Raw genomic sequence first — 26,375 nt, forward strand, 5'->3', positions numbered from 1 at the left:
AAGTAACTTATAAATTTTTATGTATTTATATAAATTAGCACTACTCTGTTTTAAAAGTAACCGAATTTTGCTCTGCAAACTCTTTCAAACGTTCGGATGCATCCGAAATATCAATCCGATGGTAAAGACGCGTAAATACCCACTTGCCGCCCTTGCCCTGTAATGAAATAACAACAGCATCCTTGGAAACCACGATCTCCTGAATTTGCGATGGCTCAGCCCTTTTATCTCCTGTAAACCGGCGTGTCCCCAAAAAGTTTTTACCGATTTTAATAAACGGACGTCTAACTAGAAAAGTAAATATTCCCAGCAATATGTAACTTCCACCTGTTATCCAATACAGATTATCATCTTGGTAAGTATTTCGGAAGGCAATATAACAGAATATGCCGACAAAAACAAAAAGAAGCGGCATAAGCCAATTGCGCCCCTTAATCGTTACTGTACCATCTGCAACAGCTTCGCTTACCAATGGCTTACCTTGCTTCGCTCTAACCTTATTCGTTATTTTCGTGTTTTTCTGGACCATTCGTTCCCACTTACGTGACATAGCATTTCTCCTCAAAGGATGTTTTCAACGAGCTTTCAATTGAATCCTGTACTTCCAGATCAAACATGCATGTATTCATTCTCCAGAGCAGAGAACTGCTTAAGAACAATTAATCTAAAGATTAATTGTTCTTATTGCTTGTCCTCTTTATCAACCAATGTAATGTTATCCAATTGATTGCGGAGTGAGCTTTTGAACGCATCAATATATCGCTTGCGTAATATGTTGCGTTCGTCAATTTCTTCATCAGTCAACCCGACCGTCTTGGCTTTACGGGCAAGCTCATTGATTCGCTTGATGTCCTGTTCGTGCCCTGCTTCACTACTCATGCCAATCCTCCCAGTATGTCCAGCCTGTGTCATTAATGAAGTTTCACCAACTCAGTGAATACATCAACCTCTACTTTGACATTACAGGTTTCGATTGTCAAGAGTGTGAGCTTAACAGTTCCCTATTAAGGCAATTGAAGAAGTTGACCTTCTTGCAGTAAATTCGACTTCAATCCATTTAACAATTTAATCTCATACATATATTCACGGACATCCTGTCCTTTAGGCGCATGTTGATTTGCTATCTTCCAAAGGGTGTCCCCTTTTTCAATTTCAAAAGTTTGTTTCAGATGGCTGCCGCTTGAAGCAGCAAGAGCATCTTGATCTCCACCAAGCAAGGGAGCACATAAGCTGAAAACTAAAACAAGTACAACAGCAGCAAGCAAAATAAAAAATTTGGATAATTTCGAATTGTTGCCGTTACTGTATGCACCAGGTTTAGAATTAGTGGAACCAGCCGAACGATCAAATAATTGTTCATTCATATACATTATTAATCACTCCCAAACATTTGTTCTGTTCTCAATTTAACACGAACACTTGTTTGTGTCAATATATTTTCGAACTTATGTTTGTACGAACTCCGGTTCTATGTTATACTTTTTTCAATAATTACCCATACGGGAGTGATTCAGATGAGTAAACTATCCAATCGTCAGTTGGCGATTTTGGATTTTATTAAGAACGAAGTCAAGGATAAAGGTTACCCGCCTTCCGTTCGTGAGATCGGTGAGGCAGTCGGACTTGCATCCAGCTCTACGGTTCACGGACATTTGGAACGACTTGAGAAAAAAGGACTTATTCGTCGCGACCCCACCAAACCAAGGGCGATCGAAATTACCGACGGCTCTTCGGCAGAAGGTACCCAGTTCGCTCTCTCGGTAGCACGTGTACCTTTAATCGGACGTGTAACTGCAGGTGTTCCCATTACGGCAACTGAAAACATCGAAGATTATTTCCCGTTGCCTAGCCATTATGTAGGAGACTATAACGTTTTCATGCTTAGCGTAGTCGGTGAGAGTATGATTGACGCTGGCATTCATGATGGAGACTATGTAATCGTCCGTCAGCAGAAATCTGCAAACAATGGAGAGATCGTTGTGGCTATGACAGAAGATGATGAAGCTACTGTTAAGCGCTTTTACAAAGAAAAAGATCATTTCCGGCTACAACCCGAGAACGTCACTATGGAGCCGATACTATTGAATCAAGTAACCATTTTAGGTCGAGTCGTAGGTGTATTCCGGGATATCCATTAATCCATGCAAGTCACCATTCAATATGATGTAAGATTACAAATTTATAAAGCCAAGAATTCGGTCGCTCGATCTGATTCTTGGCTTTATTTATTCTCATGCTGCTTCGATTAACCATCTACGTGAATTTTGATAGCGAACAACATTGGCATACAGGATAATAAAGGAAATAGTGTAAATCATTATATAGGTGAGGAGTTAGGTCCCGTTCGCTACAAGGAGATTGGTCTTCTATTGAATCTTAATGACAATCATTTACTTGCATCCTACAACTTGGCTCGAGAACTGGAATTGGACAAAGCATTTATTGAACTTCTGGAAAAAGAGTTGATCAAGAGGGGTATCGTTTTTCAACCCCAGGAGAATGACCGCAATAAAAGTTGACAAGTAATTAAAAATTGATGGGCGAATGGGTACTAACCCTTCACCACGAAAAAGCCCCGCTAGCGAAGAGCTGGCGGGGTACGGAGAATTTTTCTGATTAACAAAAGATGCCCCTCAATCCCGAAGGAAAGAGGGATCATATTTGTTAGATAAAGGAACGAGAAACGATAACAAGCAAAATGAATAAAACAAGGATTGTAGCTGTGCTAGTAAAAAAACTACCACAACTTGTTCCAACTCCTAATCCCATAGTTGCCGCCTCCTTCCGCTTTAACTTCTGCATCTTATGAATGTTAGCCCTTACCTGATTGGACAGTTTCGAAAAATAGGCGCTTTCATAGGAAAAAATAGGGAAGTCGCTTCCACTCTGTTTGCTTTTCATAAGATGTGATACAGATAATCCACCAATTGATGTACAGGCGATTGCCTAAAAAACACCATACCTAACCGTGCTCTTTATCACAAAATTCTAATCACGACCACAAACAAAAAAAACCTCAACGCTTGGAGCGTCAAGAGTTTCATTTAATTAGGAATGCGTTAAATCAAGTTTTTTCATCATTTTAAATATTACCTGCCATCTAAGCAAAGTTATACCCAGAATCGTTTCAAGTACAGCCTCAATGTGGTATTCTTTAATATACATAGTTTGATCATACAACAAGCAAAAATCAATCTCTGAGGTGAGCGATTTGTTGAATAAACATAACATCTTGTCTGATGAAGAACTTAGAATGTTACTTTCTAATGAAGAAGATAAAGACAGCAAGGTCGAGTCCAATAAACCGCTTGACACACCTTACCCACCTCGTTCAATGCGTCATAGAAAGAAGAAAAGATGGATTCAGAGCTTATTTAAATAAGCAGCCGAAAACGCTATTCCTCATGCTACTCATGCTATTCAGCAACCTTTCAATCGCCCACAAAAAGAAAACCCTCAACGCTTGGAGCGTCAAGGGTTATGATTATTAATAAAGCGTCAAATACTGCTCGCGTTCCCAAGCATGAACTTGAGTTCGGTAAATATCCCACTCAATTTCCTTCAACTCCACAAAATGAGCCAGAGCATGATCGCCCAGCGCATCGCAAATGACATCGTCACGAAGCAGCTCATCGATAGCTGTTTTCAGATTGACTGGAAGGCTTGGGATGCCTTGATCTTCACGCTCATCTTCTGTCATCACATAAATATTGCGATCCACAGGAGGCGGAAGCTGCATTTTATGCTTAATACCGTCTAAACCGGCCTTCAACATAACAGCCAATGCCAAATATGGATTAGCAGCAGGATCCGGGTTGCGGACCTCAACACGCGTGCTTAAGCCGCGGGATGCTGGAATACGTATCATCGGACTGCGGTTGCTCGCGGACCAAGCAACATAACAAGGTGCTTCATACCCAGGTACCAAACGTTTATACGAGTTGACAGTTGGATTCGTAATGGCTGCAAATGCGCGTGCATGACGTAATATACCCGCCATATAATGTCTCGCAGTTGTGCTAAGTCCTAATTTGTCGCTTTCATCATAGAACGCGTTGGATTTGCCAGTAAACAGTGATTGATGGCAATGCATACCGGAACCGTTCACGCCAAACAATGGTTTTGGCATGAAAGTTGCATGCAATCCATGTTGTCTTGCCACTGTTTTGACCACAAGCTTGAACGTTTGGATCTGATCAGCCGCTTTGATTGCATTCTCATATTTGAAGTCAATCTCATGCTGTCCTGGAGCTACTTCATGGTGGGATGCTTCGATTTCAAATCCCATTTCCTCCAAGGTCAACACAATTTCACGCCGGCAGTTTTCACCTAAATCCATTGGTGCCAAGTCGAAGTAACCGCCTTGGTCATTAAGCTCCATGGATGGATTGCCGTTCTCATCGGTTTTAAATAAGAAAAATTCCGGTTCAGGACCTACGTTCATTGCAGTGAAGCCCATTTCCTCAGCTTCCTTCAATGCTTGTTTAAGAATTCCACGTGGATCTCCTGGGAAAGGTCTGCCATCAGGCAAATAAATATCACAAATTAACCGGGCTATGCGGTCTTCAGCAACCCAAGGAAACACAACCCAAGTATTTAAATCAGGATATAAGTACATGTCGGATTCTTCGATACGAACATATCCTTCGATTGAAGAACCATCAAACATCATTTTGTTATCAAGCGCCTTCTCAAGCTGGCTAACAGGGATTTCCACATTCTTGATCGTACCGAGCAAGTCAGTAAACTGCAGGCGAATAAACCGCACATTTTCTTCCTTCGCAATGCGCGTAATATCCTCTTTTGTGTAGTTCTTTTCCGTCACTGTGAAACTCCTCCTTTAAATATGAAAAATTGACAGCGCATGTTCTGAAATACTACGTCTCCCGAACATGCACAAACTAACATTTTACTTCTTGAAAAATCTCGAAAGCTCGCCTTGAATCAGTGAAACCTGACCCCGTTTGCCTCCGCCGAGCAGCTGTTGCTTCAACATACGATGAAGCTGAGTATCCGTTAATTCTCTACGCTTAACTTCGGATTGCTCACTTAGAACGGTAGCTTCTTCGGAGTCTTTGGAAACCGGCAGGAGTACCTGCTTAATCCCCGCGATATTTACTCCTTTTTCAATCAAATCCTTGATTTCTAGCAAACGCTCAACATCGTTAAAAGAATATAGACGCTGATTGCCACCTGTTCTTGCTGGAATAATTAATTCATGCTGTTCATAATATCTGATTTGTCTGGCTGTTAAATCGGTCAGCTTCATTACAATACCGATTGGAAAAAGTGCCATATTACGGCGAATATCATCCGTCACTACCCATCACCTCTGTGGACTAAAAACTACCCTCATTGTACCCCTCCTACATAAACATGTCAAGTTATGTTAGGTTCATGCAAGATGTAAGTATATTTTACAGTAGTCCCCGTTCTATCATATTGCTCAATGCAGTCAACACTCCAAGCTTGCAGTGCGAATACGTCAACCCGCCCTGCATATAAGCAATATAGGGTTCGCGGATCGGCGCATCAGCTGACAACTCCAGACTGCCGCCTTGAATGAACGTCCCTGCGGCCATGATGACAGGATGCTCATAGCCCGGCATGTCCCAAGGCTCCGGCACAACATGGGCATCAACAGCTGCTGCTTGCTGAATCCCTTGGACAAAAGCAATCAGATGTCGGTCACTCGTAAATTGGATCGCCTGAATTAAGTCCGTTCTGGGATCGCTCCAATGCGGGTGAGTTACAAATCCAAGCTGCTCGAATACCGCCGCAGCAAATATTGAGCCTTTAACCGCTTGTCCAACAAGATGAGGCGCGAGAAATAATCCCTGATAAATCGACCGGACAGTTCCAAGCATCGCCCCAACTTCCCCTCCGATACCAGGTGCTGTAAGCCGATAGGATGCCAGCTCCACATACTCCTTATTCCCGGCAATGTAGCCGCCGGTAGCAGCTATTCCACCGCCTGGATTTTTGATCAGTGAGCCTGCAATTAAATCTGCACCAACCTCTGTCGGTTCCTGCAGCTCCGTAAATTCGCCGTAACAGTTATCTACGAAGACTATAACGTTAGGGTATAAGCTTTTCACAAAACGAACCATTTCGCCTATCTGAGCAACGGTAAACGATGGACGCCAGGAATAACCTCGTGACCGTTGAATACCGACCACTTTGGTTCTATCGGATAACTGTTCGCGAATGGAAGCATAGTCAGGGCTTCCATCCGATAGCAAGGCTACTTCGTTATAAACGATACCCCAATCCTGAAGTGAGCCTTTTCCATCACCTGGTTTACCAATTACTTTATGTAACGTATCATAAGGACTCCCTGTAATCATCAGAAGCTCATCTCCAGGCCTTAACACGCCGAATAAAGCTGTCCCGATCGTATGGGTCCCGGACACAAAATGTGGCCGCACTAAGGCGGCCTCTGCTCCGAATACTTCAGCGTAAACTAAATCCAGTACTTCGCGGCCACGGTCATTATATCCATAACCTGTGGAGCCGGAAAAGTGATAATCGCTCACTTTATGCTTCTGAAAAGCTCGGATTACCTTCCATTGATTCTGGTCAACGATCCGGTCCAGTTCTTTTATCCTGCCCTCAATTTGTTCCTCGGCATTCTCCATCCATGCCGTAATCCGTTCATTAAACATGCTCGCTGTTCTCTCCCTCATTGTAAGCCTGATCCAAGGCATAAGCTGCTAATAAATACCCCAATTTACCGTATTCTTTGTTATTCAGCCTTACCTGGATCAGCATATCATTACCTTCTACTTCATTCTCCAATACTTCCCCGACTCTGTAAACAAGCGATATGACGTCGCCTTTTTCTGCCGGGATCCGGAATGTTTTGCAATCCCCCATCAGCTTGGATTCTATCGCATCGCACACCCGCTTCAAATCCCCGTCACGATAAGCAGAGATACGCAAATATTCCCCTTTGTCCGTTAACATTTCCTCTTGCTCAGGCGAGCACAAGTCCACTTTATTGAACAACGTGATTTGCTCCGTTTGATGAGCCCCCAGCTCTTGAAGAACTTGGTCAACGACATACATTTGTGTAGCCATCATATCGGATGCACTGTCCACAACATGCAAGATAAGGTCGGCTTCACAAGCTTCCTCCAGCGTTGCACGGAATGCAGCGACCAAGTCATGAGGCAGGTTTTGAATAAACCCAACCGTATCCGTCAACACAATTTCTTTCCCCCCGGGAAGCTCCAGGTTTCTTGAAGTAGGGTCCAATGTCGCGAACAGTTGATTTTCCACATACACATCCGCATGAGTCAGTTGACGCAGCAGTGTCGATTTCCCTGCATTTGTATAACCAACCAGCGCAACCTGAAAAACACCCGATTTCTTTCTACGCTCTCTATGCAAAGTCCGGTGTTTAACTACCTCCTGCAATTGATTCTTCAGCTCGGTTATCCGGTCACGGATATGTCTGCGGTCTGTTTCCAGCTTCGTTTCCCCGGGTCCTCTCGTCCCTATCCCGCCACCTAATCTGGATAAATTTTTGCCTTGGCCAGAAAGACGTGGCAACAGATAGCTGAGTTGAGCGAGCTCGACTTGAATAATGCCCTCCCGTGTCTTTGCACGCTGAGCGAAAATATCCAGTATAAGCTGAGTCCGGTCGATAATTTTTACATCCAGATACTGTTCCAGATTGCGAACTTGCGCTCCGGACAATTCTTGATCAAAAATAGCTGTATTAGCATCATGCTCTTCCAGTAGCTGCTTTAACTCCTCAGCTTTGCCTTTGCCAACGAACCATTTGGAATCTACCGATTCTTTGTTTTGAGTCATGGTGGCAAGCACTTCTACACCTGCGGTTTCAGCCAAGCTTACGAGCTCAGATAATGAATATTCAGCAACAAAAGCTTCCTGTCTCTTCTGCGTTGGCGTGATCAAGCTCATTAATACAGCCCGCGGCTGCTCGTGTTCAATGATATGTACATTAGATTTCATAGTATTAAATCTCCTTTGAAGGTATTCGCTTAAATGAGCCCAGAGCTTAGTTTAGCCAATTATAAGCAACCAAATTTCAGCTGCAGCTCATTTTTTTCGCTCATCCGTTCAGAAATAGGAACAAATCCCTCCCAAGAGCCAGAGGAATCTGCTTTGCTGATTTCCTTCCTATACAGCAAAAAGAGGCGTTCACAGTAATTGTAAACGTCCCTATGCGTAATTACAACTTAATGAATGGTTCTTATCTATTCTTTCCCTAAGTGTACTTTGTGCAGCCACTATTTTTCTACGAATCCATAACCCTGTAATTGGTGAAATCGTTCATGGGAAAAGCTGTTTCCTTGCTCTTATCGAATTGAATATCTTCAGGATAAATACTCATGAGATCGTCCTTGCTTGGTTTTGCGGGATGGCGGCGGTTCAACAAACGTACGGCTTGATACCGGATAGCTTTTTCGATAACATTTCTGACATATCTGGCATTGCTGAAATGAAAGCAATTCGTGGTCTCATAATGCAGATGCTCCCTCAGCTTCTTCAAGGTTTCCGGTAGAAACGAATACTCTCGCTCATTAAGCATTTTCTCGGATATTTTCAACAGCTGCTCAATAGAATAGTCCGGAAAGTGAACTTGAATAGGAAACCGTGATGGAAGACCCGGATTCGTCAATAAAAAATTATCGATTTCATCCGTGTATCCTGCCAAAATTAATATAAAATCATTTTTATAATCCTCCATACCTTTTACAAGACAATCAATACATTCCTTCCCAAAATCTTTTTCCCCGCCTCTTGCCAGGCTGTAAGCTTCATCTACAAAAAGGATACCGCCCATTGCTTTCTTCATAATTTCTCTTGTTTTCAAAGCCGTATGTCCAATATATTCGCCAACTAAATCTGCGCGTTCCACTTCAATTAAATGTCCTTTACTCAGTACACCCATTGATTTAAAGAGCTTGGAAACAATTCTTGCCACGGTGGTTTTACCAGTCCCCGGATTTCCTTTAAAAATCATATGAAACACCTGCGAGCCGCCTTGTAATCCAACTTCCTCGCGAAACTGTTTCACCTGCAGCATGGCATAAATTTGAAAAATAAGCTCTTTTATTTCTTCTAACCCAATCATTTCATCCAATGTTTTAAAAATATCCGAAAATGCCTGGTTGCCTGCAAAGTTTAATTTGGACTCTTCCGGCAGCTGCTTTACAACTGTATCTTGGGTTCGAAATACAACACTTATTTGATGGTCTTTCTGTGTTATCTTTCGCGTTTCTGCGCCAAACATCGGATCACTCATGCTCTTCACCCCATTAATTCATCATATGCGGTGAAGTACTACATTCATGAATCATCTGACTGCACGCTATGAAATGGAGTTATATTTTTTTGACATGCATAATCAACCGTTCCATATCCGTGACATAGCTTGAAGAGAACCTTCGGAAAAACTCAATCGATACACATCAGGATTAGATAGTCCCTTCCAATCGGCAAAGCCGATAGAATCATCATATCGCTTCAGTATCAGAGACAGCAAATTGCCATGGGTAGTCACCGCATATGCTGAATGCCCCAATGCAAGCAGTTCAGTAAGCGAAGCAATAGCGCGGTCAGCTGCGGCACAACTCGACTCTCCACCCGGATAGCTAAGCAGAGCATCCTCGAAAGTAAGCTCCAGGCATGACATCCAATTCTCCAGCTGCCCACCACTTAAAATTCGCTCAGAAAGTCTCGCATCTGTATGAATGGTTATTCCTGTATGCTCAGCGTAAGGAATTAGCGTCTGCTGTGCACGAACATAGGGACTTGAAATTGCATATTCGATCGGATAGTTATGAAGAAATGAAGCAAGCTTCTGAGCTTGCAACCAACCCTCTTCAGTTAACTCAGCTTCAGATGCCTGGCCCGTTGCCTTACAATGGCGGATCAAATAGATGGTTTGCATTTGTTAAATACCCGCCCTTTTCTCCAAATTAATTATTTCAAGCAATTGCAGTAACTCGCGAGATAACTTCTGTTAATGTCATAGCGCTCATGGAAGGTAGGCGAAGATCGTGCTCACCAAATCTTAGCTGTCCTGTAAGCTCATTAGGAACAATGACGCAGTGCATTCCAGCCCTTTTGGCTGCTAAGGATCCATTGGGCGAATCCTCAAAGGCAATGGCTTCTTCAGGCTGAACCCCCAGACAGCTCAATGCTTGCATGTAGAGCGCAGGATCAGGCTTAACCTTCGCAACATCATCTTTTGTCCGGATGCAACTGAAATAATCTAGTAATCCGAATTGCTTTAAGTATCCTGTCACCCATTCTCGTGTAGAGCTGGAAGCCAAGCCAATCTGCAATCCCAGCTCGCTTGCTTCCCTCAAATAGTCGATTACACCCGGTCTCGGCTGGACTTCACTCATACGTTCCGAGTAACGCTGCCTCCGCAATTTTCTAGCCGTCTCCCGGTCAATAGGCGTCCCCAGGCATTGCTCTAAATAAGAATAAGGCTCAAATGCGGAAGCGTCCGTTCCAATGCATAACCCCCATAAATCCATAGTCAGCTCCATTCCATGATCGCGGTACATCGCCTGAAACGATTCATACTCAGGTGTTTCCGTATCAAGAATCAATCCATCAAAATCAAATATTATAGCTTTAATCAATGTTAAGACACGCCCCCACCATCTATTTTTCAGGATTTATTTCTACTTACGTTTAGTATGATCGTACAATGGTGTTACATAAAATGGAAGGTTTTTTTGATAAATTGCAAATTAAAGTAAAATAAACCTAGAAATTAATTGTATTTTTATTCACTTTAATGTATATTAATACAAATTATTGTATCCAAAAATAGGTGGTGTACTATGTATCCTTCTAATAATAATCTGTCTAGTGGAACATCCGAACTCATAATTCAGCTTGAAAAGCTCGCTTTTAATACTTGGCCTGCTGCATCGACGGTTGCCGCTGAACATTGGGTATACAGAGCCTCGGATGGTATTACCAAGCGGGCCAATAGTGTGTGGACTGCCGCTGGAGAACCTATGCCCCATGGGGATTGGCTTGAGGAAGCGGGCCGTTTTTACAGTGAGCATGGATTACCTGTCCGTTATCATATAAGCGATGCATCGCCTAAGCAACTGGATCCTTTTCTGGAGACGCAAGGTTATTTCAAAGAAACCCCATGCACCGTCATGATCGCACAGGCCGACGAGGTTATTGAGAAGATGCAATCTTCTGTAGGCCATGACTTCCATATTACGATTAGTTCACAACACAATGATGATTGGTTAAATCATTTTCTGCATATGGAAGGCTTTGGCGAAGAAAGGCGCGCCTTCTATCATAAGCTGTTTGCGGACATCGAACCGACGAAAGGGTTTTTCACATTAGGAACAGACGGCTTGTGCGCCGCTGTAGGAACCTCGATCATTCAAGACGGCTGGGCAGGCTTAATAAACGTTGCTGTGAATCCTGAATTTCGCGGCAGAGGACTCGGACGTATTATTCTGCACGAATTGGCTGTGTGGAGCCGAGTTAATGGAGCACAAGGTCTCTACCTACAAGTTATAAATGATAATGAACCTGCAATAAAGCTCTATAACAAGGCCGGATTTGTTCCATTGTATCAGTATCATTATCGCTGTAAGAATAATTAAACCATCCTGTCGCATCCTAAAGAAGAGCCCATTTCCAAATAAGGAGCGATTTGTATGAGCACGACAACACCAACACGTGAGACGTTTCCCCCTCAGCATCAACAGCATCAGCCCGGAATTGAGTCAGAAATGAACCCACGCCCGATTTATGAGGATACGAAGTATAAACCTGCCGGTAAACTCATGAATAAAACAGCCATTATAACAGGTGGCGATAGCGGAATTGGCAGAGCTGTAGCAGTTACTTATGCCAAAGAAGGCGCTGATGTTGTAATCGTATATTTAAACGAACATAGCGATGCAGAGGAAACGAAGCGGCAGGTTGAAGAAGAAGGCCGCAAATGTCTGGTTCTGGCAGGAGACCTTGGCACTGAGGCCTTTTGCATGCAAGTTGTAGAGCAGGCCATCAAACAATTCGGCAAGCTTGATATATTGGTCAATAATGCGGCCGAACAGCATCCCCAGCAGAAGCTTGAAGACATAACAGCGGAGCAATTGGAACGCACTTTTCGAACCAACATCTTTTCCATGTTTTATTTAACTAAAGCGGCCCTTCCCCATATGAAGCAAGGGAGTGCGATCATCAATACCGCCTCCATTACCGCTTATGAAGGGCATGAACAGCTCTTGGACTACTCAGCAACTAAAGGAGCGATCGTCACCTTTACACGTTCCCTATCACAATCTCTAATCAGTAAGGGCATACGCGTAAATGGTGTTGCTCCAGGTCCTATCTGGACTCCGCTAATTCCGTCAACCTTCAATGAACAACAAGTAGCCAAATTTGGAGCTGATGTACCAATGAAGCGAGCCGGTCAACCCGAGGAGCTGGCCCCAAGCTATGTATTTCTCGCAAGTGATGATTCCTCCTATATGGCAGGGCAAATTATGCATGTTAATGGCGGCGTAATCGTAAATGGATGAAAAAGAGCCTTCCCACTTTTTAAAGTGGCGAAGGCTTTTTCGCAGAATTTATATGTTTCGGGGCTCCCCGCAAAGTATCTGAATCAATTTCGAAGCAAGACCCCACTTTGTGGGGATATTTCGCTTGCGATTTCATATGTAGGATAAGTTCAATTTATGTCCAATTTTTCATTCTATTCGCAAGTGTACCAGTAAAAATTTCAAGCTGAATACCGTCAGGATCTAGAAAGTTGATGCTCCAGCCCCCTCCACGATATAAAGGGCCTCGTATGATAGGCACATTTGCAGCACGGAGCCTCTCAACTGCTTCTGCAAAATCTGCTTCTTCTAACGAGAATGCAAGATGATCCAAACCTGGATGAATGGCAAATGGCTCACAAGGCAGTTCAGTAATCGAAGCTTCGTCTACAGATGGTTTAAGATCTGGTTCAACCCGAGGCAGCTCTATCAGGCAAATCCAAGCGGCTCCCCACTCCAGGTAAACATCTGTTCGTCCCATGTGTACCAGCTTCATACCAAGTATTTCTGTATAAAACGGAAGTGAACGATCTAGGCTTGAGATACGTAATGTTGAATGATTAAAGCCAGTTACTTTTATCATTTTTTATCCAAAAATTGCTCAACAGATTTAAACAACAAGGGAGCTTCAGGCTCCAAACAAATCATATGCCGCGTACCCGGATAATAATGAATTTCCTTCTCTCCTCGCAGCTTCCGATACAGATAATGAGCGCTTTTGGGATGAATGATTGGATCCTGTTCTCCTTGAGCTATAAAAGTCGGCACCGTAATCTGGGGCAGCTCTGGCCGCATTTGCTTATTTAATTCAATAAACTGCCTGGTAGCTCTCCAAGGTGTTTTTCTCTTTTTTTCGTTCCAATTAAACCACTCATTGCTCTGAGCTCTAAAGGCTAAATTTTTAATAAATCGAAGAGGACTGAAATAATATACGGCAGCATTCAACAGCACCAGCTTACGGATCGGAAACCGATTAGCGATATAGGCTGAGATCAAGCCGCCCATTGAAAAGCCGATAAGATCAAAAGTGCCGTAGTACCGAGTCAATCTGGCCGCCTCGACAGATGCTTCATGGACCCAATCGATCCATCGGACTTCCCCCAGCGTTCGGAGATCAGGATCATGTCCCGGCAGGACAGGAACGTGGCATACTGTGCCCTTCCTGGTTAAATGATCTGCAAGCGGCGTCAGCTCATAAGGCCCGCCTGTGAATCCATGCAGCATCAGGCAATGCCGTTCACCCACAGCGTTTCACCTCTTCTGCCGCCCGAAGCAATCTATCGGCCGTTTCTTGGATGAAGCTTTTCATGGTCAGCTTATCCAACCAATGCTCAGGTATATCATTAACGCCATAATAGGCACCTGCCAGTTGCCCGTAAATCGCTGCCGTTGTGTCGGCATCATCACCCAAATTAGCCGCCAGCAGGCAGCCTTCCACAAAACTGCTGCTATGATAGAAAGCCCACAGTGCTGCTTCCAGCGATTTTACAACATAACCGCTTCCCTTAATATCAGGAGGTTGTAGTCTTTTAAACGAGCCTTTCGCAACCTCATCGATTTCGGTAATCAAGTAGTGCTGCTCCCAGAAGCCAGCTACCGGTGAAAAACGTTCCGTAAGCAGCTTCTCTTTGGTCACACCCTGTAATGCACCTATAATTAATGCTGCGTAGTATCGGCATGCATCCACAGTCAATATCGATCCATGGGTAGTCAGTGAGCTGTCTCCCGACTTGACAATAGCTTCCTGAGGATTAGCCGCATAGTACAAGGGAACAGGAACAAGCCTCATTAACGATCCGTTTCCTGATGCCATGCGGCTAAATGATCCGCAAAACGGTTCACCGGTCAACTCAAATCTCTCCAGTGCCGTTCGAACGGTATTGCCGATATCAAAACATACGCCCGTGCTGCTCAAGTAGCCTTCACGGTACCATTTCACGTAGCGCTCCATTTGATCTACCGGATGAAACTTGCCACATGCGAGTAAGCTCTCAGCCAAACAAAGCGCCATCGAGGTATCGTCTGTCCATTGTCCTGCTTGCAAACCAAAGGGCCCACCGCCAACAAGTTCCTTAAGTGGTTCAAACGAATCCGGAGCACAAAATTCTACCGTTGTTCCTATAGCATCTCCGATAGCTAACCCTAGCAGACTCCCCCTGTAACGATCTGTTTGGGATAATTGAAATGCCATGGCAAACCCTCCCTTTTAGTTCGAGTCAAGGATAAACGTTACCGCCGTTTTTTAAGGACCAGCGTGTTTGTCAAGGATTGAGCGAATTCAAGGTTAAAGCTCAAAGTCGCTTATTTTGAAAAAAATTATTTTTCTGTGATGGTCACAGACTGAATGGCGATTTTTTCTTTGGGAGCTTCACCGTTTACAGGGGTGGTTGCAATTTTCTGTATAACGTCCATCCCCTCGGATACTTTTCCAAAAATCGAATAGTCCGGTTTCTTATTCAAGCCTTGACAATCCACACCTGAACAGATAAAAAACTGGCTTCCATTCGTATTCGGACCTGAGTTCGCCATAGCTACAATACCCGGTTCGTATTTATAAGGAGTTTTCAGCTCATCCTCAAACTTGTAGCCAGGGCCGCCTCTTCCCGTACCAGTAGGGTCACCGGTTTGTATCATGAAAGTCGATATAACCCTATGGAAAATAATATCTTGATAGAAGCCTTCTTTGGCTAGAAATACGAAGTTATTTACGGTTTTAGGCGCATCCTTGGCAAACAGATCAATTTTGAACGTGCCTTTTGTTGTGGCGACTGTTGCTTGGTATGTTTTTTTGACATCAATTTTCATTTCAGGTGGTGTGGTCCAGCTTTTTTTGGCTGCTGGCTGCTGCGCAGCTGGGGTGTTATTAGCAGGCTGCTGTGTTTGTTGACCGGATGGTGTTTGGCTTGCTCCTCCTGAAGCTCCTGGTTGTTCAGTGGGCTTCGTACCGCAGGCTGAAAGCAGAAGTGTACAAACGGCTGCAATAGCGGCCCATTTCGCGGTAGTGGCTGTAAATGTTGCTTTCATGATCTACTCTTCAACTCCATTATTGTAATTTATGGTCATTGCCATATCCATTATTATACTACGGGGAAGCAAATTATAACAAAACGTCCGCGGACCCGCAGGTTGCGGGCTGTTTGCCGCAACCGCAAGGCTAGGCCGGGCATAGCCCCCGGCTTAGCGCGTGCCTGATCCCGGCTTCGCCGCGGGATCAACGGCCCCAGCAGCACCCGAGGTGCTGCTGGGCGAGGTCGGAACAGGGCTTCCAGCCCCTGTTCCGGCTCCGCTCCCGCTGCCCGTTCCGGCAGCGGGGGTTCCGGTACCGGATGCACCGGTACCGCTTGTTGCCCCGCCGGGGGACGACGTCCCCGGCGGAGAGCCCTGCTGACCGCCCGATCCTGGGGCGGTTGTGCCAGTGCCTTGCCCCGGCGTCACTGTGCCGGGGCTTCCGCTTCCTGCGCCTGGCGGCTTGACTCCTCCAGGCGTTTGCTCTTGACCTTGACCTTGTCCTTGACCTTGTCCCTGTCCTTGACCTTGACCCTGTCCTTGTCCTTGTCCCTGCCCTTGACCCTGTCCTTGACCTTGTCCCTGCCCTTGTCCCTGTCCTTGACCCTGACCTTGGCCCTGTCCCTGGCCCTGCCCTTGTCCCTGTCCTTGGCCCTGACCTTGGCCCTGTCCTTGACCCTGTCCTTGTCCTTGTCCCTGACCTTGTCCTTGACCCTGTCCTTGGCCCTGTCCTTGTCCTTGACCCTGACCTTGTCCCTGTCCATTAAGCCCAGGAACAGTTCCAGAGTCCAAAGGTACAGCTACGGTTACCGCACTTGACTTCCCGCCGGTAGCCGCATTATCCGGATTCACAGAAGCAACTGCATATTGATACGTTACACCTGGCTTAACGGTTATGTCTCTAACCTCGGTAGCTGTCGTCGACAGGAGCGGCTCAGCTGCAAAATCCTTATCCTTGTCTTCCTTGCGGAATATTTGATACGATGTCCCTTCTCCTACAGCTGGCCAGCTAAGCACCACAGCCCGACTTTCCTTCACATATTCAGCCTTCAATTCTGCTACACCTTTAGGCGGTGCTACAGGATCAGCTACCCCATCAGGTCGTGTAAACTGCGTGACAGGACGTTTGGCCAGCGATTTCTGCATAACCTCCTTAAAGATCACCGCAGGTGCACCACTGCTCATGGATACAAAGTGCTTGGCATCCGGCTTATCGAAGCCGAGCCATACCGCTGCACTCCATTCCGGCGTATAACCTGTGAACCATAGATCTCTGTTATACTTTTCAAGACCTTTAATTACATTTTGAGTAGAACCTGTTTTTCCAGCAACAGGACGCTCGAACTTCGCCGCAGTCCCTGTACCACCAGGCTCAATTACACCTTGCATAAGAAGCGTCATATAATACGCTGTTTTTGCACTCATAACGGGTGATTTACGCTCTTGCTTGAACGTAGCCACTTCGGTTCCTTGATCATTTAAAATTTTCACAATCGAATGCGTAGTATTCAAATATCCATTATTAGCAAATGCACTGTATGCAGCGGCCATTTGAACAGGTGTAGCCCCCTTTGTCATACCTCCAAGGGAGATGGCCAAATTTCTGTCCTTAACCGGATCCAGTGGAATACCCAAGTTTTCAGCAAATTTCATGCCTGTGGTCACTTTAATTTCATTCAGCAGCCAAACAGCAGGAGCATTAATCGACTTCTTGACAGCCTCAAACATCGTAACTTGACCGCGGTAAATCCCATCATAGTTGCGTGGCGTATACCCATTGTAATTAGCTTCGTTATCCTGTAGCATGCTGTATGGCGTGTACTTCCCGCTTTCAAGAGCTGGTGCATACACCAATATAGGTTTGATCGAGGAGCCCGGCTGCTGCATTACAGTTGCCCGGTTCAAACCCCGCAGCACATAATCCCTGCCGCCGACAATACCGACTAAGCCGCCATCCTTATTGTTAACGATAGCCATTGCCCCCTGCATTTTCTGCTCAGGACCGTCTTTTTGAAAAAACTTTTCATTCGCAAATGTTTGCTCCATAATTTTTTGAGCATTCATATCCATTGTTGTGTAGATTTTATAGCCATTACGCAAAAGCTCATCCTCAGACAAGCCGTACAAGTCATTAGCTTCATTAATTACATAATCAAGAAAAGCGATATAATCCTTCGAGCCTGTTTCCTTTGGCGCCACATATTCCGCAGCCTCAGCTTTGGCTCTTTCATCTGCAGTTATATATTTCTGATCTTCCATCAATTTCAATACAACCGTTCTACGATCCTTTGATTTTTCAGGATTAGATATTGGATTATAAGTGCTTGGAGCCTTAGGTATCGCAGCGAGCGTTGCCATCTGCCACAATTCCAGCTTCTTTAAATCGGATACTCCAAAATATTTTTTCGCTGCCGCTTTTACCCCATAAGCCCGGTTTCCAAAGAAAATTCGATTTAAATACATCGTTAATATTTTATCTTTGGAGTAATTGTTTTCCAAGGCTACAGCAATGGACATTTCAGTCGCTTTTCGGAAAAAGGTTTTGTTCGAGCTCAAGAACAGATTTTTGGCAAGCTGCTGTGTTATTGTGCTTCCACCCTCTACAGCACTTCTTGCAATAACGTCCTTAACCAGGGCCCGGCCAATTCCCAAGAAATCAATACCCGAGTGCTCACCAAATCTTTTATCTTCCGTAGCAATAAAGGCCTGCTGCAGCTTCTCCGGAATGTCTTCCGGCTGCACAATTTCACGATTTTCACGATACAGCACAGCAGCTTCTGCTCCGTTGACATCATAAACCTGAGAAGCTTCATCCATGTCCAGCTTATCGATATTTTCCTTAAGAATCTTATCCCCGTTTATAATAATAAAAATATAGACGCCTAGTGCACAAATAAGAGCAACTACGGCAGCTACGAATGCGAACATTAACGCTCTGCCGACACTGACCTTCCGCTTCTTTTTTTTGGGCTTCGATTTTTCTGCATTGGTTTTTTTCACAGTCGCCATCTCTTTAGCCACCCCTGTTTTCTCTATATAAGATCAGTAAGAACCAACCGTCAGCGTTGCCCGGCTCCCTCCTGATCTTTCAATAAAAACTGCTTTCTCTAAGATACCTATGTATCTTTATAGATCAGCAGCTTCGTTACAATAAAAGAACAACCCTTCTAACGGGTTGCTCTCATGTTTCATATTCATTTAGACGTAACATTTAACTTAAATGTTGCTCATTAGAATGCTGCTCTTAGTAAAATTCTAGTTGTCTGTAGCGTTCTCCTGCTGCATTAATGAAACGGAACGCTGAGGCGTGAAGGTTGATATTGCATGCTTATAAACCATTTGCTGACGGCCTTCGCTATCAATGATGATCGTGAAATTATCGAACGCACGGATAACACCGCGGATTTGAAACCCATTAGTCAGATAGACGGTTACCGGTATATTTTCCTTGCGCAATTGGTTCAAAAATGTGTCCTGAATATTGATCGATTTGTTCATCATGGGCCCCCTCAAATGAGTTTAACGTTCGAATTTTAACCTATCTGATATTATAGCATGAACCTGGTCCAAATGGGCAGAAAAATTTACCAAATCACTCATATCCACCCAATGGATATCTTTCATATGACGGAACCATGAGAGCTGTCGCTTAGCAAAGTGGCGGGTATCACGCTTCAGCAATTCCACAGAGGCTTCCCAAGATAATTCACCCTGCAAATAGGCGATCATTTCCTTATATCCCAAACCCTGCATCGATATGTATTGCTTACCGTAACCCTGTTTAAGCAGCCCCTCAACCTCTTCGACTAATCCTTCGTCGATCATCTGATCGATTCGCTCTTCTATACGTTTATATAGTAAAGCTCTATCCATTGTCAACCCGATGATACATAGTTCGTAGGGAGACTGTTTTTTCTGTACTTTTAACCTGTCGGATAAACGTTCGCCTGTCAAATGAAAGATTTCAAGCGCGCGGATAATGCGTCGTTGGTCGTTGGCATGCAGCCGTTCAGCACTCTCAGGATCAATCTGTCGCAGCTTCTCCAGCAGGGCTTCAGCTCCATAAGTCAAGGCAAATTCAGCTTGTTCATTGCGGAAAGCTTCGTCTGAGCCGCTCTCGCTAAATTGATAGTCGTAACAAACGGATTCAACGTACAGTCCTGTACCTCCCACAATAAAAGGCAGCTTGCCGCGGCCATGAATGTCAAAGATCAGTTGGCTAGCCCGCTCCTGAAACTCCGCTACTGAAAACGGATGATCAGGATTATGAATATCTATCAAATGATGGCGAACCTGCTGTTGCTCCTGCAAGGAAGCCTTAGCGGTCCCGATATCCATTCCACGATAGACCTGCATTGAATCCCCAGATATAATTTCAGCGCCATAATCGGCTGCCAGTTGAAGGCTAAGCCTCGTTTTACCTACTGCAGTCGGTCCAACCAATACCAGCAGGTTTGGCTTAATAGAAGCCTGTGTCACAATCGTATCACTCCGTAAGCTATTCTCGTGGTCGAACGATGTACTTCCGTGAAGCCTAAACGTGCAAATTCTTTACTTTCACGATGTTCTTTCAAAATTACAGATCGGCGGGCTACCCGCGTAGCTTCTGTAATCGTTGCCTCTGTAATCGCTCTAGGATCAGCTAATTCCCTAATCGCGCTAATAGAGTTGGATTCTTCGATTGGCCTGCGAAACATGGGATCGAAATAAATCACATCGAATGACTTATCCGACTGCTGTTTCAAAAAATCATAATGGTCAATCTGAGTCACTTGAATACTGCGCATCGCTTCATTCATTCCGGGAATGTCTGAATGATAAGCGCGAAGCCCCTGGTTCAACAATAGGTATGGCAAAGGCCTGCTTTCGAGGGCAGTTACTTGTCCATTACCCGCAAGAGCGAAAGAATAAACAATTGCATCGGAGCCTAACCCGGCTGTGCAATCCAGCACCCTATCTCCTGGCTCTAATCCAGATAACTGCATGAGCGAATCCGGTTCTCCATTAATAAGACGTTTGACCCGGATGGCTGCGGTACTTGGATGAAAGAACAGCAGAGGCTGCTGATCCTGATAATACTCTATTCGTTCGCGCGATACAAGCAAGACATCCTGAGCGCCGTAACGTTTCCTCAATTGTGCAATTGAAAATTGTCGGCGTGAAACAACCCGAATGTCCTCTTGTATACCTGTTAGTCCCCTAACTTGCTTTGACAAATGCGCTGCCAGTTCCAGCTGCTCCGCCTGTGGTTCATAAGAGGTTGTTATCAGCAACTGCATCACCCGTCTAGCTCTTGAATTTTATAAAAAAAATCGGAACAACTGAATTTTAACAGTTTTTCTTTACTGCGTCCACGCATCCTTCGTTTTACATTCAGGGGTCATCGTCCTTATAATACTATCAAGCACGTTAACTAAGCTAAAGAAAGTCGTAATAAGGGAGCTTAAGTATGGAAGAATCTTTGAAGCCATTTTTATTATTGTCAGATGCGGTAATTATTACGGACATTAACCATCGAATTCTTGATGTGAATAAAACCTACGAGGACATTACTGGATATTCCCGCGAACAAATTCTCGGGTTCCGAGCAGGTATTCTAAAAACAAGACTCACATCAGAATCTACTTACCACGAAATGCATAAAGCACTAAATCAGCTTTTAAGCTGGTCAGGGGTATTTGTCAACAAAAAGAGAAACGGTGAACTGTGGCACTCATCCATCTCGATCACGCCGTTCCTAATAAATGGAGATACCTACTATGTTGGGGTCTTTAGAGAACTTGAGCATTTGCAGGAAGGCATTTATATTGCTGAGGGGCGCCGAAGCGGCATACAAGCGGCTTTGTTGAAAGTCCTTGCCATATCCTGCGAAATACGCGACCCGGCGATTGAGGAGCATTTGACAAGGGTACAGCAGCTAACCGGACAATTAATCCATGCTCACAACGAGCGGCTTCAATTGGGCTTGTCTCAAGATTATATTCAAAGCATTATCCATGCCAGTATTATGCATGATATTGGCAAATCGGGAGTTCCGGAAGGCATTCTGTATAAGCCCGGCCCCTTGACCAGCTATGAACGGATCATTATAGAAATGCATCCATTAATCGGAGTGGATATTCTTGAAAAGATCAATGCTGAACTCGATGATGACTTTTTTAAGGAAGAATTAAATGTTGCGAAAAATATTATTTTATCTCATCACGAGAAATGGGATGGCTCTGGATACCCGCACCAATTGAAAGCAACCGACATCCCCTTTGAGGCTCGTATCGTCTCAGTTGTCGATGTATATGATGCTTTAACTTCCAGGAGGCCTTACAAAGAAATATGGGATAAACAAAAAGCAATCGGTTTTCTACGGGAGCACCAAGGTACTTTCTTTGATCCAGCTATTATTGATACTTTTGTTCAAATTGTTTAGCAATTTTCAAACCGCCTACATATGTACGGGAGTCCAGGGTTTATCCGACACTCAACCACATGAGGGAAAGGAAATAGATGGCATTTCTCACGTTAATCCAGCCTAACTATCGTTTGAAATTAATTTAACTGGAAAAACTCAGGCTAATATAGGTGATATGGATGATATCAGCCCAAACCACTTCGAATTAGCATGAGAAATTCCATCTATAGGGCTTCGAACGCTATTTTTCGGCGTAATTAACCTGACATTTTCCTGATATTTTACTGATATTTGCAAAAGAACCTTCCCCATAAAAAATGCACCCTTAGAATTTCATCGGATAAACCAGGGGTTTATTCCAATGTCTATTCTAAAGGGTGCACTCCACTATCCAAAGAGGATTTGAAGGTCCTTTGCAACCTATATTCATGATAAAGTAGTGTATGGGCTGATCCAAAATGACTTTTGGGATAGCTCAGCTCCATCTAGCTTCCTTACATTTTTCGCATAACGTACATGCCAATTGCAGCCAATATGAGTATAAAACAAGCAACTAAGCCATAATATTTTATCTTTTTAAAAGCAGCCTTGATTTTCCTTATCGGTCTTTCTTTAGGAAAAATCCCCCAGCCCTCATACCTCCCGTCAACCTTTGATACGGTTTCAATCAGCATTAAGGTATTTTTATTTAATGAATCCTCATTTAAAAAGCATGCCAGGCTCAGATGCAAAACATGTTTATAATGGATACCTTCAGCATCATAGTCGATGTTCTCAACGGTATAATCATGTCGTTTTAAGCTTTCCGCTGCCTCTAATAGATCCTCGCTATTTTGAAATCGCAAATAATAGTGGACTCTGTATTCTACATCCGTTTTGTAGCCCTCATAATAAAATGAATGAATCGCATTGTAATTATTATAATATTCGGCTTCTATAGTATTGGGGGAAAGATAATCGTAAAAGCCCCACTGCTCATCTATTCTGGAAGATATGACATAACGAAATCTCGCAAAAAGAGTTAAACCATTTTTAATCATTTCTTTACATTTCTCGGGGTCTCTTACATAAAAAATAAGCTCAATTCGAGTCTCAGAATCAATCCTCCCAATAAACACCCCTTGGTTCGCTTCAAGAATACTTGAATCCAGCTTCTCTTGAAGCTCTATTAGCTCTTCTTGAATTTGTGTAACTTGTTCTTTCTTTTCAGCGATGTGATAAATATTTAAAGAAAGATTGAGAAGGGTTGAAAACTGAGAGTAGTCGACTCTTTCTTTTACGCCTCTATCAAGAAAAATTCTTACATCTTCATTCTCTCTCTGAAATGAAATCCATTCTCTTATCATTTGTAAGTTTGCACCAACCCTAATCTTCTCTTATGTTGCAATATCAGAATCTGCTCCGCGATATATCAGTGTATATTCGGCAGCTTTTGTTGCAATATCCTGCTCCGCAGAAGAATTCTGATATTATAACAAACAAAACCATAGAAGTATATTCAAAAAATTCGCTTAAACAAACGCATTTATAACTTTGCTTCATTTTGTAATATTCCTGTCATAATGCAACGCTACTATTAGCTTGTAAGAAACATATCATCGTTGGGAGTTGAGCTTAATGCTAAGAAAAACAATCGTAGGAACTGTAGCAGGCGCATTATTAACAGTAGGGTTAATGGGCTCCGTTTTTGCAGCAAATGAGACTACCGCTGCGTCTCCAAAGACCAAAGAGGCGCATAAAGCAAAGATAGAGGCTAAGGCTGCAGCCAAAGGCCTTACATTGGAACAATGGACTCAAAAACATCAAGCACATAAAGCAGAGCTGGAGCAAAAAGCACAAGCCGCCGGAGTAACATTGGAACAATATAAACAGGATCTTAAAACAGAACAGCAGCAGCGTAAAGAAGTCAAGCAAACGAAACTTCAACAGCATGCGGATAAGCAAGGAATCACGATTGAACAATATTTAGAAAAGCGGAAGGCTCAGCATGCTGAAGCAGTGAAAAAGGCGCAGGAGCTCGGAATTACGGTTCAACAATACCGAAAGCAGCAAACGGCCGAACTTAAAGCCAAGCATAAAGCTGAACGTCAAGCCAAACACGAGGAAAAACGTCAGGCCAAGCTGCAAGCCAAAAAAGTAGCACCTAAGTAAATCAATTTACTTGCATCATAAAGAGCCGTTCACTTGGATCAAACCAAGGGATCGGCTCTTTCTATACATTGCTGCTAAGTTTCAGGAGGAGTCGGTATGCGTATTGTGAAGGTGGTCCCTTTCTCCAAGACAGATTCAACCTCTATCGAGCCCTTCATAAGCTCTAACAGCTGCTTGGTTATGGTCAGCCCCAAACCGCTGCGTTCACGATGTGTGTGCCGCGAGTCATCCTCCGTATAAAATCGTTCCCAAATATAAGGCAGCTTGGACGGATCAATTCCTGAGCCCGTATCTGATACTTTGACAACCAGACTATCTTCTTCATAAAAAGATTGAATCGTAATCTTGTCGCCTGATTCGGAATGCCGTATTGCATTATCTAATAAGTTAAATAACACTTGCTTAAGTCGCTCAGGGTCTCCATATGCTTTTAAAATCTCATCCTCAGGTTCAACAATCTCAACGTCCAGCTCTTTTTTCTCTATTCTGGGAGCCAGGCTCTCGCTGACAGTATGAACCAAGGAAGACCAACGAATTGCTTTCATTTCCATATTCACTCGTCCCGTCTCAATGGCGGATAAGTCGAGCATTGTATTTAGTAAAGAAGTTAGCCTGAACAGCTCCGCATAAATGATTTGATGATAGCGATGATGCTGTTCCTCCGGTATGACCCCTTCCATCAATCCTTGAGCAAAGCCGCGAACAGAAGTTAGAGGAGTGCGCAGCTCATGAGAGACATTGGCAATCAATTCTTTACGCATTCGATCGAGCTGTTCCAGCTGCTCCGCCATTTGATTAAACGTATCAGCAAGCTGACTGACTTCATCGCTGCTTTCCACAGGGACCCTTACTGTAAAATCACCATTCCCGAGCCTCTTGGCCGCCCGATTCATACGAAGTAACGGGCCCGTCATCCGTTTGGACAGCACAAAAACAAGCAGGGAAAATGGAATTGCAATCAAGTAAGCTGTAAAGATGATCAATCGGGTAACCTTGCCCATCTGAATTTCCTGTACGGGTGTATGCAGGAATAACGCTCCGATTACTTTATCCTTCGCTATGACAGGCATCCCCACGGAAAGAAGCACCGTATCATCAGAATAGGTAAAGGGACCTATCTGAGTAACCCGGCCCCCTTTTAAAACCTGGCTTAGAAGAGCTGGGTCCTTAATTTCACTTTGCTTTAGCAGCCGCTTTTCCAGCCTTTTTTTATTCACTCCGGCGCTTTCGTCAATTAGTAACAAATTCGTCCGAATGTTGAGCGTTCTCTTTAATCGAGAATCCGCATTGTTATAAATCGTTTTCTGACTCGAGGGATCGGCACTTAATCCTTCCAGCAGAAGCTCATTAAGCTGCTCCCCTTCCCGGAAGAGTAAGGCTTCTTTTTGTTTAACAAGGAAATCCTGAAGCGCAAAATTGAGTACTAGGGCAAGCAATGTAAAACCAACCAAAAGTACACAAAGCAAGGAAAGAAGCTGTTTGCGAAACACTGAAGTAAGCATTTACTGTACCTCGGTTCGCAGCTTGTAGCCTGCGCCTCTTACAGTCTCAATAGACCAAGTGGACTTCTCTTTCTCTTGGGAAAGTTTTTCACGAAGTCGTTTGATAGTTACATCCACGACACGGTCATCTCCAAAATAATCCTCTCCCCACACCAAATCAAGAAGCTGCTGCCTTTCGAGCACTTGATTGGGATGCTGAGCGAAGCTGACAAGCAGCTTGTACTCCTTGGGAGTCAGCTCAACAATATCGTTATCCAAATATACGCTACGAGAGGCTGTCTCAATCGTCAGATTGTCAACTCTAATCGAAGCTGGCAGCTTTAACTGCCTCAAGGAGGAATAGGATCGGCGAAGCAGTGAAACCGTTCTGGCAATGAGCTCATTGGGATCAAATGGCTTAACCATATAATCATCAGCGCCAATACCGAAGCCTCTTATTTTATCTTCGCTTTCCCCCTTGGCTGTTAGCATCAGGATAGGCAGGTCGCTTGTTTCTCTAATCTTCGTGCAGATCGCCCATCCATCCTTATCGGGCATCATGATATCCAATACTATGAGATGAATGGTGTGCCTGCGAACCAGCTCCAGAGCCTCCGATCCTGTCGCCGCACATAGAACATGAAATCCTTTACTCTTAAGGTACATGTTAATAAGCTCGGTTATGTAAGTATCATCATCGGCAATTAGAATGGTGTAATCACTATTGTGAAATGGCTTGTCCATAATAAAAGACTCCTCCAT

28 protein-coding genes are annotated in these 26,375 nt (G+C 44.0%); 6 read left to right on the top strand and 22 right to left on the bottom strand.

The annotated features are described in order from the left end of the window. Window positions 1–40: 40 nt before the first annotated feature. From ACFQ0C_RS37115 to ACFQ0C_RS37125, 3 genes are all read right to left on the bottom strand, one after another. Window positions 41–550 carry a hypothetical protein gene (locus ACFQ0C_RS37115; RefSeq protein ID WP_379374718.1) on the bottom strand — a complete coding sequence of 170 codons (510 nt, stop codon included), beginning with the start codon at window positions 548–550 and terminating at the stop codon, window positions 41–43. A 131-nt stretch (window positions 551–681) separates the two neighbouring features. After that, window positions 682–879, bottom strand: a complete 198-nt coding sequence (locus ACFQ0C_RS37120; protein ID WP_258213490.1) for a DUF896 domain-containing protein — start codon at window positions 877–879, stop codon at window positions 682–684. A gap of 125 nt (window positions 880–1,004) precedes the next feature. After that, window positions 1,005–1,370: a LysM peptidoglycan-binding domain-containing protein gene (locus ACFQ0C_RS37125; RefSeq protein WP_379374720.1), complete on the bottom strand. Its 366-nt coding sequence runs from the start codon at window positions 1,368–1,370 to the stop codon at window positions 1,005–1,007. Window positions 1,371–1,514: 144 nt separating this feature from the next. On the opposite strand from ACFQ0C_RS37125, the gene lexA reads away from it, so the two are divergent. Then, a complete protein-coding gene (lexA, locus tag ACFQ0C_RS37130; RefSeq protein ID WP_379374722.1) occupies window positions 1,515–2,138 on the top strand; it encodes a transcriptional repressor LexA in 624 nt (207 codons plus the stop codon). A 231-nt stretch (window positions 2,139–2,369) separates the two neighbouring features. Beyond that, window positions 2,370–2,519: a sporulation histidine kinase inhibitor Sda gene (gene sda / locus ACFQ0C_RS37135; RefSeq protein ID WP_379374724.1), complete on the top strand. Its 150-nt coding sequence runs from the start codon at window positions 2,370–2,372 to the stop codon at window positions 2,517–2,519. A gap of 145 nt (window positions 2,520–2,664) precedes the next feature. On the opposite strand, the gene ACFQ0C_RS37140 is transcribed toward sda, so the two are convergent. The 8 genes from ACFQ0C_RS37140 to ACFQ0C_RS37175 form a co-directional block, all read right to left on the bottom strand. Then, complete coding sequence (locus tag ACFQ0C_RS37140) at window positions 2,665–2,769, bottom strand: YjcZ family sporulation protein (RefSeq protein ID WP_379374726.1); 105 nt, start codon at window positions 2,767–2,769, stop codon at window positions 2,665–2,667. 718 nt (window positions 2,770–3,487) lie between these two features. Further along, complete coding sequence (glnA, locus tag ACFQ0C_RS37145) at window positions 3,488–4,825, bottom strand: type I glutamate--ammonia ligase (protein WP_379374728.1); 1,338 nt, start codon at window positions 4,823–4,825, stop codon at window positions 3,488–3,490. Between the two features lie 84 nt (window positions 4,826–4,909). After that, window positions 4,910–5,320 (bottom strand): MerR family transcriptional regulator, encoded by a 411-nt coding sequence (locus tag ACFQ0C_RS37150; protein WP_171655203.1) that lies wholly within the window; start codon window positions 5,318–5,320, stop codon window positions 4,910–4,912. Between the two features lie 97 nt (window positions 5,321–5,417). Then, a complete protein-coding gene (locus ACFQ0C_RS37155; RefSeq protein ID WP_379374730.1) occupies window positions 5,418–6,665 on the bottom strand; it encodes a methionine gamma-lyase family protein in 1,248 nt (415 codons plus the stop codon). Further along, complete coding sequence (gene hflX, locus ACFQ0C_RS37160) at window positions 6,658–7,980, bottom strand: GTPase HflX (protein WP_379374732.1); 1,323 nt, start codon at window positions 7,978–7,980, stop codon at window positions 6,658–6,660. Before hflX ends, ACFQ0C_RS37155 begins: the two co-directional genes overlap by 8 nt. Window positions 7,981–8,266: 286 nt before the next feature. Continuing rightward, on the bottom strand, window positions 8,267–9,277 hold the full coding sequence (locus ACFQ0C_RS37165; RefSeq protein WP_258213498.1) for an AAA family ATPase: 1,011 nt from the start codon (window positions 9,275–9,277) through the stop codon (window positions 8,267–8,269). Between the two features lie 102 nt (window positions 9,278–9,379). After that, window positions 9,380–9,925: a histidine phosphatase family protein gene (locus tag ACFQ0C_RS37170; protein ID WP_379374735.1), complete on the bottom strand. Its 546-nt coding sequence runs from the start codon at window positions 9,923–9,925 to the stop codon at window positions 9,380–9,382. A 37-nt stretch (window positions 9,926–9,962) separates the two neighbouring features. Then, window positions 9,963–10,628, bottom strand: coding sequence for an HAD family hydrolase (locus tag ACFQ0C_RS37175; RefSeq protein WP_379374737.1), 666 nt, complete (start codon window positions 10,626–10,628; stop codon window positions 9,963–9,965). A gap of 204 nt (window positions 10,629–10,832) precedes the next feature. Here ACFQ0C_RS37175 and ACFQ0C_RS37180 point away from each other — a divergent pair, with 204 nt between their 5' ends. After that, window positions 10,833–11,627 (top strand): GNAT family N-acetyltransferase, encoded by a 795-nt coding sequence (locus tag ACFQ0C_RS37180; RefSeq protein WP_379374739.1) that lies wholly within the window; start codon window positions 10,833–10,835, stop codon window positions 11,625–11,627. 54 nt (window positions 11,628–11,681) lie between these two features. Beyond that, window positions 11,682–12,551, top strand: coding sequence for an SDR family oxidoreductase (locus ACFQ0C_RS37185; protein WP_379374741.1), 870 nt, complete (start codon window positions 11,682–11,684; stop codon window positions 12,549–12,551). A 154-nt stretch (window positions 12,552–12,705) separates the two neighbouring features. Here the strand turns inward: ACFQ0C_RS37185 and ACFQ0C_RS37190 are convergent, their stop codons facing one another. The 8 genes from ACFQ0C_RS37190 to ACFQ0C_RS37225 all read right to left on the bottom strand — a co-directional run bounded on the left by ACFQ0C_RS37190 (window position 12,706) and on the right by ACFQ0C_RS37225 (window position 20,854). After that, window positions 12,706–13,149 carry a VOC family protein gene (locus ACFQ0C_RS37190; RefSeq protein ID WP_379374890.1) on the bottom strand — a complete coding sequence of 148 codons (444 nt, stop codon included), beginning with the start codon at window positions 13,147–13,149 and terminating at the stop codon, window positions 12,706–12,708. Then, a complete protein-coding gene (locus tag ACFQ0C_RS37195; RefSeq protein ID WP_379374743.1) occupies window positions 13,149–13,814 on the bottom strand; it encodes an alpha/beta hydrolase in 666 nt (221 codons plus the stop codon). Before ACFQ0C_RS37195 ends, ACFQ0C_RS37190 begins: the two co-directional genes overlap by 1 nt. Beyond that, complete coding sequence (locus ACFQ0C_RS37200; protein WP_379374745.1) at window positions 13,807–14,760, bottom strand: ADP-ribosylglycohydrolase family protein; 954 nt, start codon at window positions 14,758–14,760, stop codon at window positions 13,807–13,809. The genes ACFQ0C_RS37195 and ACFQ0C_RS37200 overlap by 8 nt, the downstream gene beginning before the upstream one ends. 125 nt (window positions 14,761–14,885) lie before the next feature. Next, window positions 14,886–15,593, bottom strand: coding sequence for a peptidylprolyl isomerase (locus tag ACFQ0C_RS37205; protein ID WP_258213505.1), 708 nt, complete (start codon window positions 15,591–15,593; stop codon window positions 14,886–14,888). Window positions 15,594–15,746: 153 nt separating this feature from the next. Next, a complete protein-coding gene (locus ACFQ0C_RS37210; RefSeq protein ID WP_379374747.1) occupies window positions 15,747–18,584 on the bottom strand; it encodes a transglycosylase domain-containing protein in 2,838 nt (945 codons plus the stop codon). Window positions 18,585–18,830: 246 nt separating this feature from the next. Next, window positions 18,831–19,073: an RNA chaperone Hfq gene (gene hfq, locus ACFQ0C_RS37215; RefSeq protein WP_171655214.1), complete on the bottom strand. Its 243-nt coding sequence runs from the start codon at window positions 19,071–19,073 to the stop codon at window positions 18,831–18,833. A gap of 21 nt (window positions 19,074–19,094) precedes the next feature. Continuing rightward, window positions 19,095–20,054: a tRNA (adenosine(37)-N6)-dimethylallyltransferase MiaA gene (gene miaA / locus ACFQ0C_RS37220; protein ID WP_379374750.1), complete on the bottom strand. Its 960-nt coding sequence runs from the start codon at window positions 20,052–20,054 to the stop codon at window positions 19,095–19,097. Next, entirely contained in the window at window positions 20,051–20,854 is an 804-nt protein-coding gene (locus tag ACFQ0C_RS37225) for a class I SAM-dependent methyltransferase (protein ID WP_379374892.1), read from the bottom strand. The genes miaA and ACFQ0C_RS37225 overlap by 4 nt, the downstream gene beginning before the upstream one ends. Before the next feature lie 170 nt (window positions 20,855–21,024). Here ACFQ0C_RS37225 and ACFQ0C_RS37230 point away from each other — a divergent pair, with 170 nt between their 5' ends. Continuing rightward, the gene (locus ACFQ0C_RS37230; RefSeq protein ID WP_379374752.1) at window positions 21,025–21,999 is read left to right on the top strand and encodes an HD domain-containing phosphohydrolase; all 975 of its coding nucleotides are present in this window, start codon (window positions 21,025–21,027) and stop codon (window positions 21,997–21,999) included. Between the two features lie 476 nt (window positions 22,000–22,475). Here the strand turns inward: ACFQ0C_RS37230 and ACFQ0C_RS37235 are convergent, their stop codons facing one another. Then, complete coding sequence (locus ACFQ0C_RS37235) at window positions 22,476–23,327, bottom strand: DUF695 domain-containing protein (RefSeq protein WP_379374754.1); 852 nt, start codon at window positions 23,325–23,327, stop codon at window positions 22,476–22,478. Window positions 23,328–23,598: 271 nt separating this feature from the next. Between ACFQ0C_RS37235 and ACFQ0C_RS37240 the strand changes: the two genes are divergently transcribed. After that, complete coding sequence (locus tag ACFQ0C_RS37240) at window positions 23,599–24,132, top strand: hypothetical protein (protein ID WP_379374756.1); 534 nt, start codon at window positions 23,599–23,601, stop codon at window positions 24,130–24,132. A 74-nt stretch (window positions 24,133–24,206) separates the two neighbouring features. Here ACFQ0C_RS37240 and ACFQ0C_RS37245 read toward each other — a convergent pair whose 3' ends face one another. Both ACFQ0C_RS37245 and ACFQ0C_RS37250 read right to left on the bottom strand, forming a co-directional pair. Further along, the gene (locus ACFQ0C_RS37245; RefSeq protein WP_379374758.1) at window positions 24,207–25,634 is read right to left on the bottom strand and encodes a sensor histidine kinase; all 1,428 of its coding nucleotides are present in this window, start codon (window positions 25,632–25,634) and stop codon (window positions 24,207–24,209) included. Continuing rightward, window positions 25,635–26,357, bottom strand: a complete 723-nt coding sequence (locus ACFQ0C_RS37250; protein ID WP_258213512.1) for a response regulator transcription factor — start codon at window positions 26,355–26,357, stop codon at window positions 25,635–25,637. Window positions 26,358–26,375: the final 18 nt, after the last annotated feature.

Source organism: Paenibacillus sp. GCM10027630 (assembly GCF_042676305.1).
Classification (GTDB): domain Bacteria; phylum Bacillota; class Bacilli; order Paenibacillales; family NBRC-103111; genus Paenibacillus_S.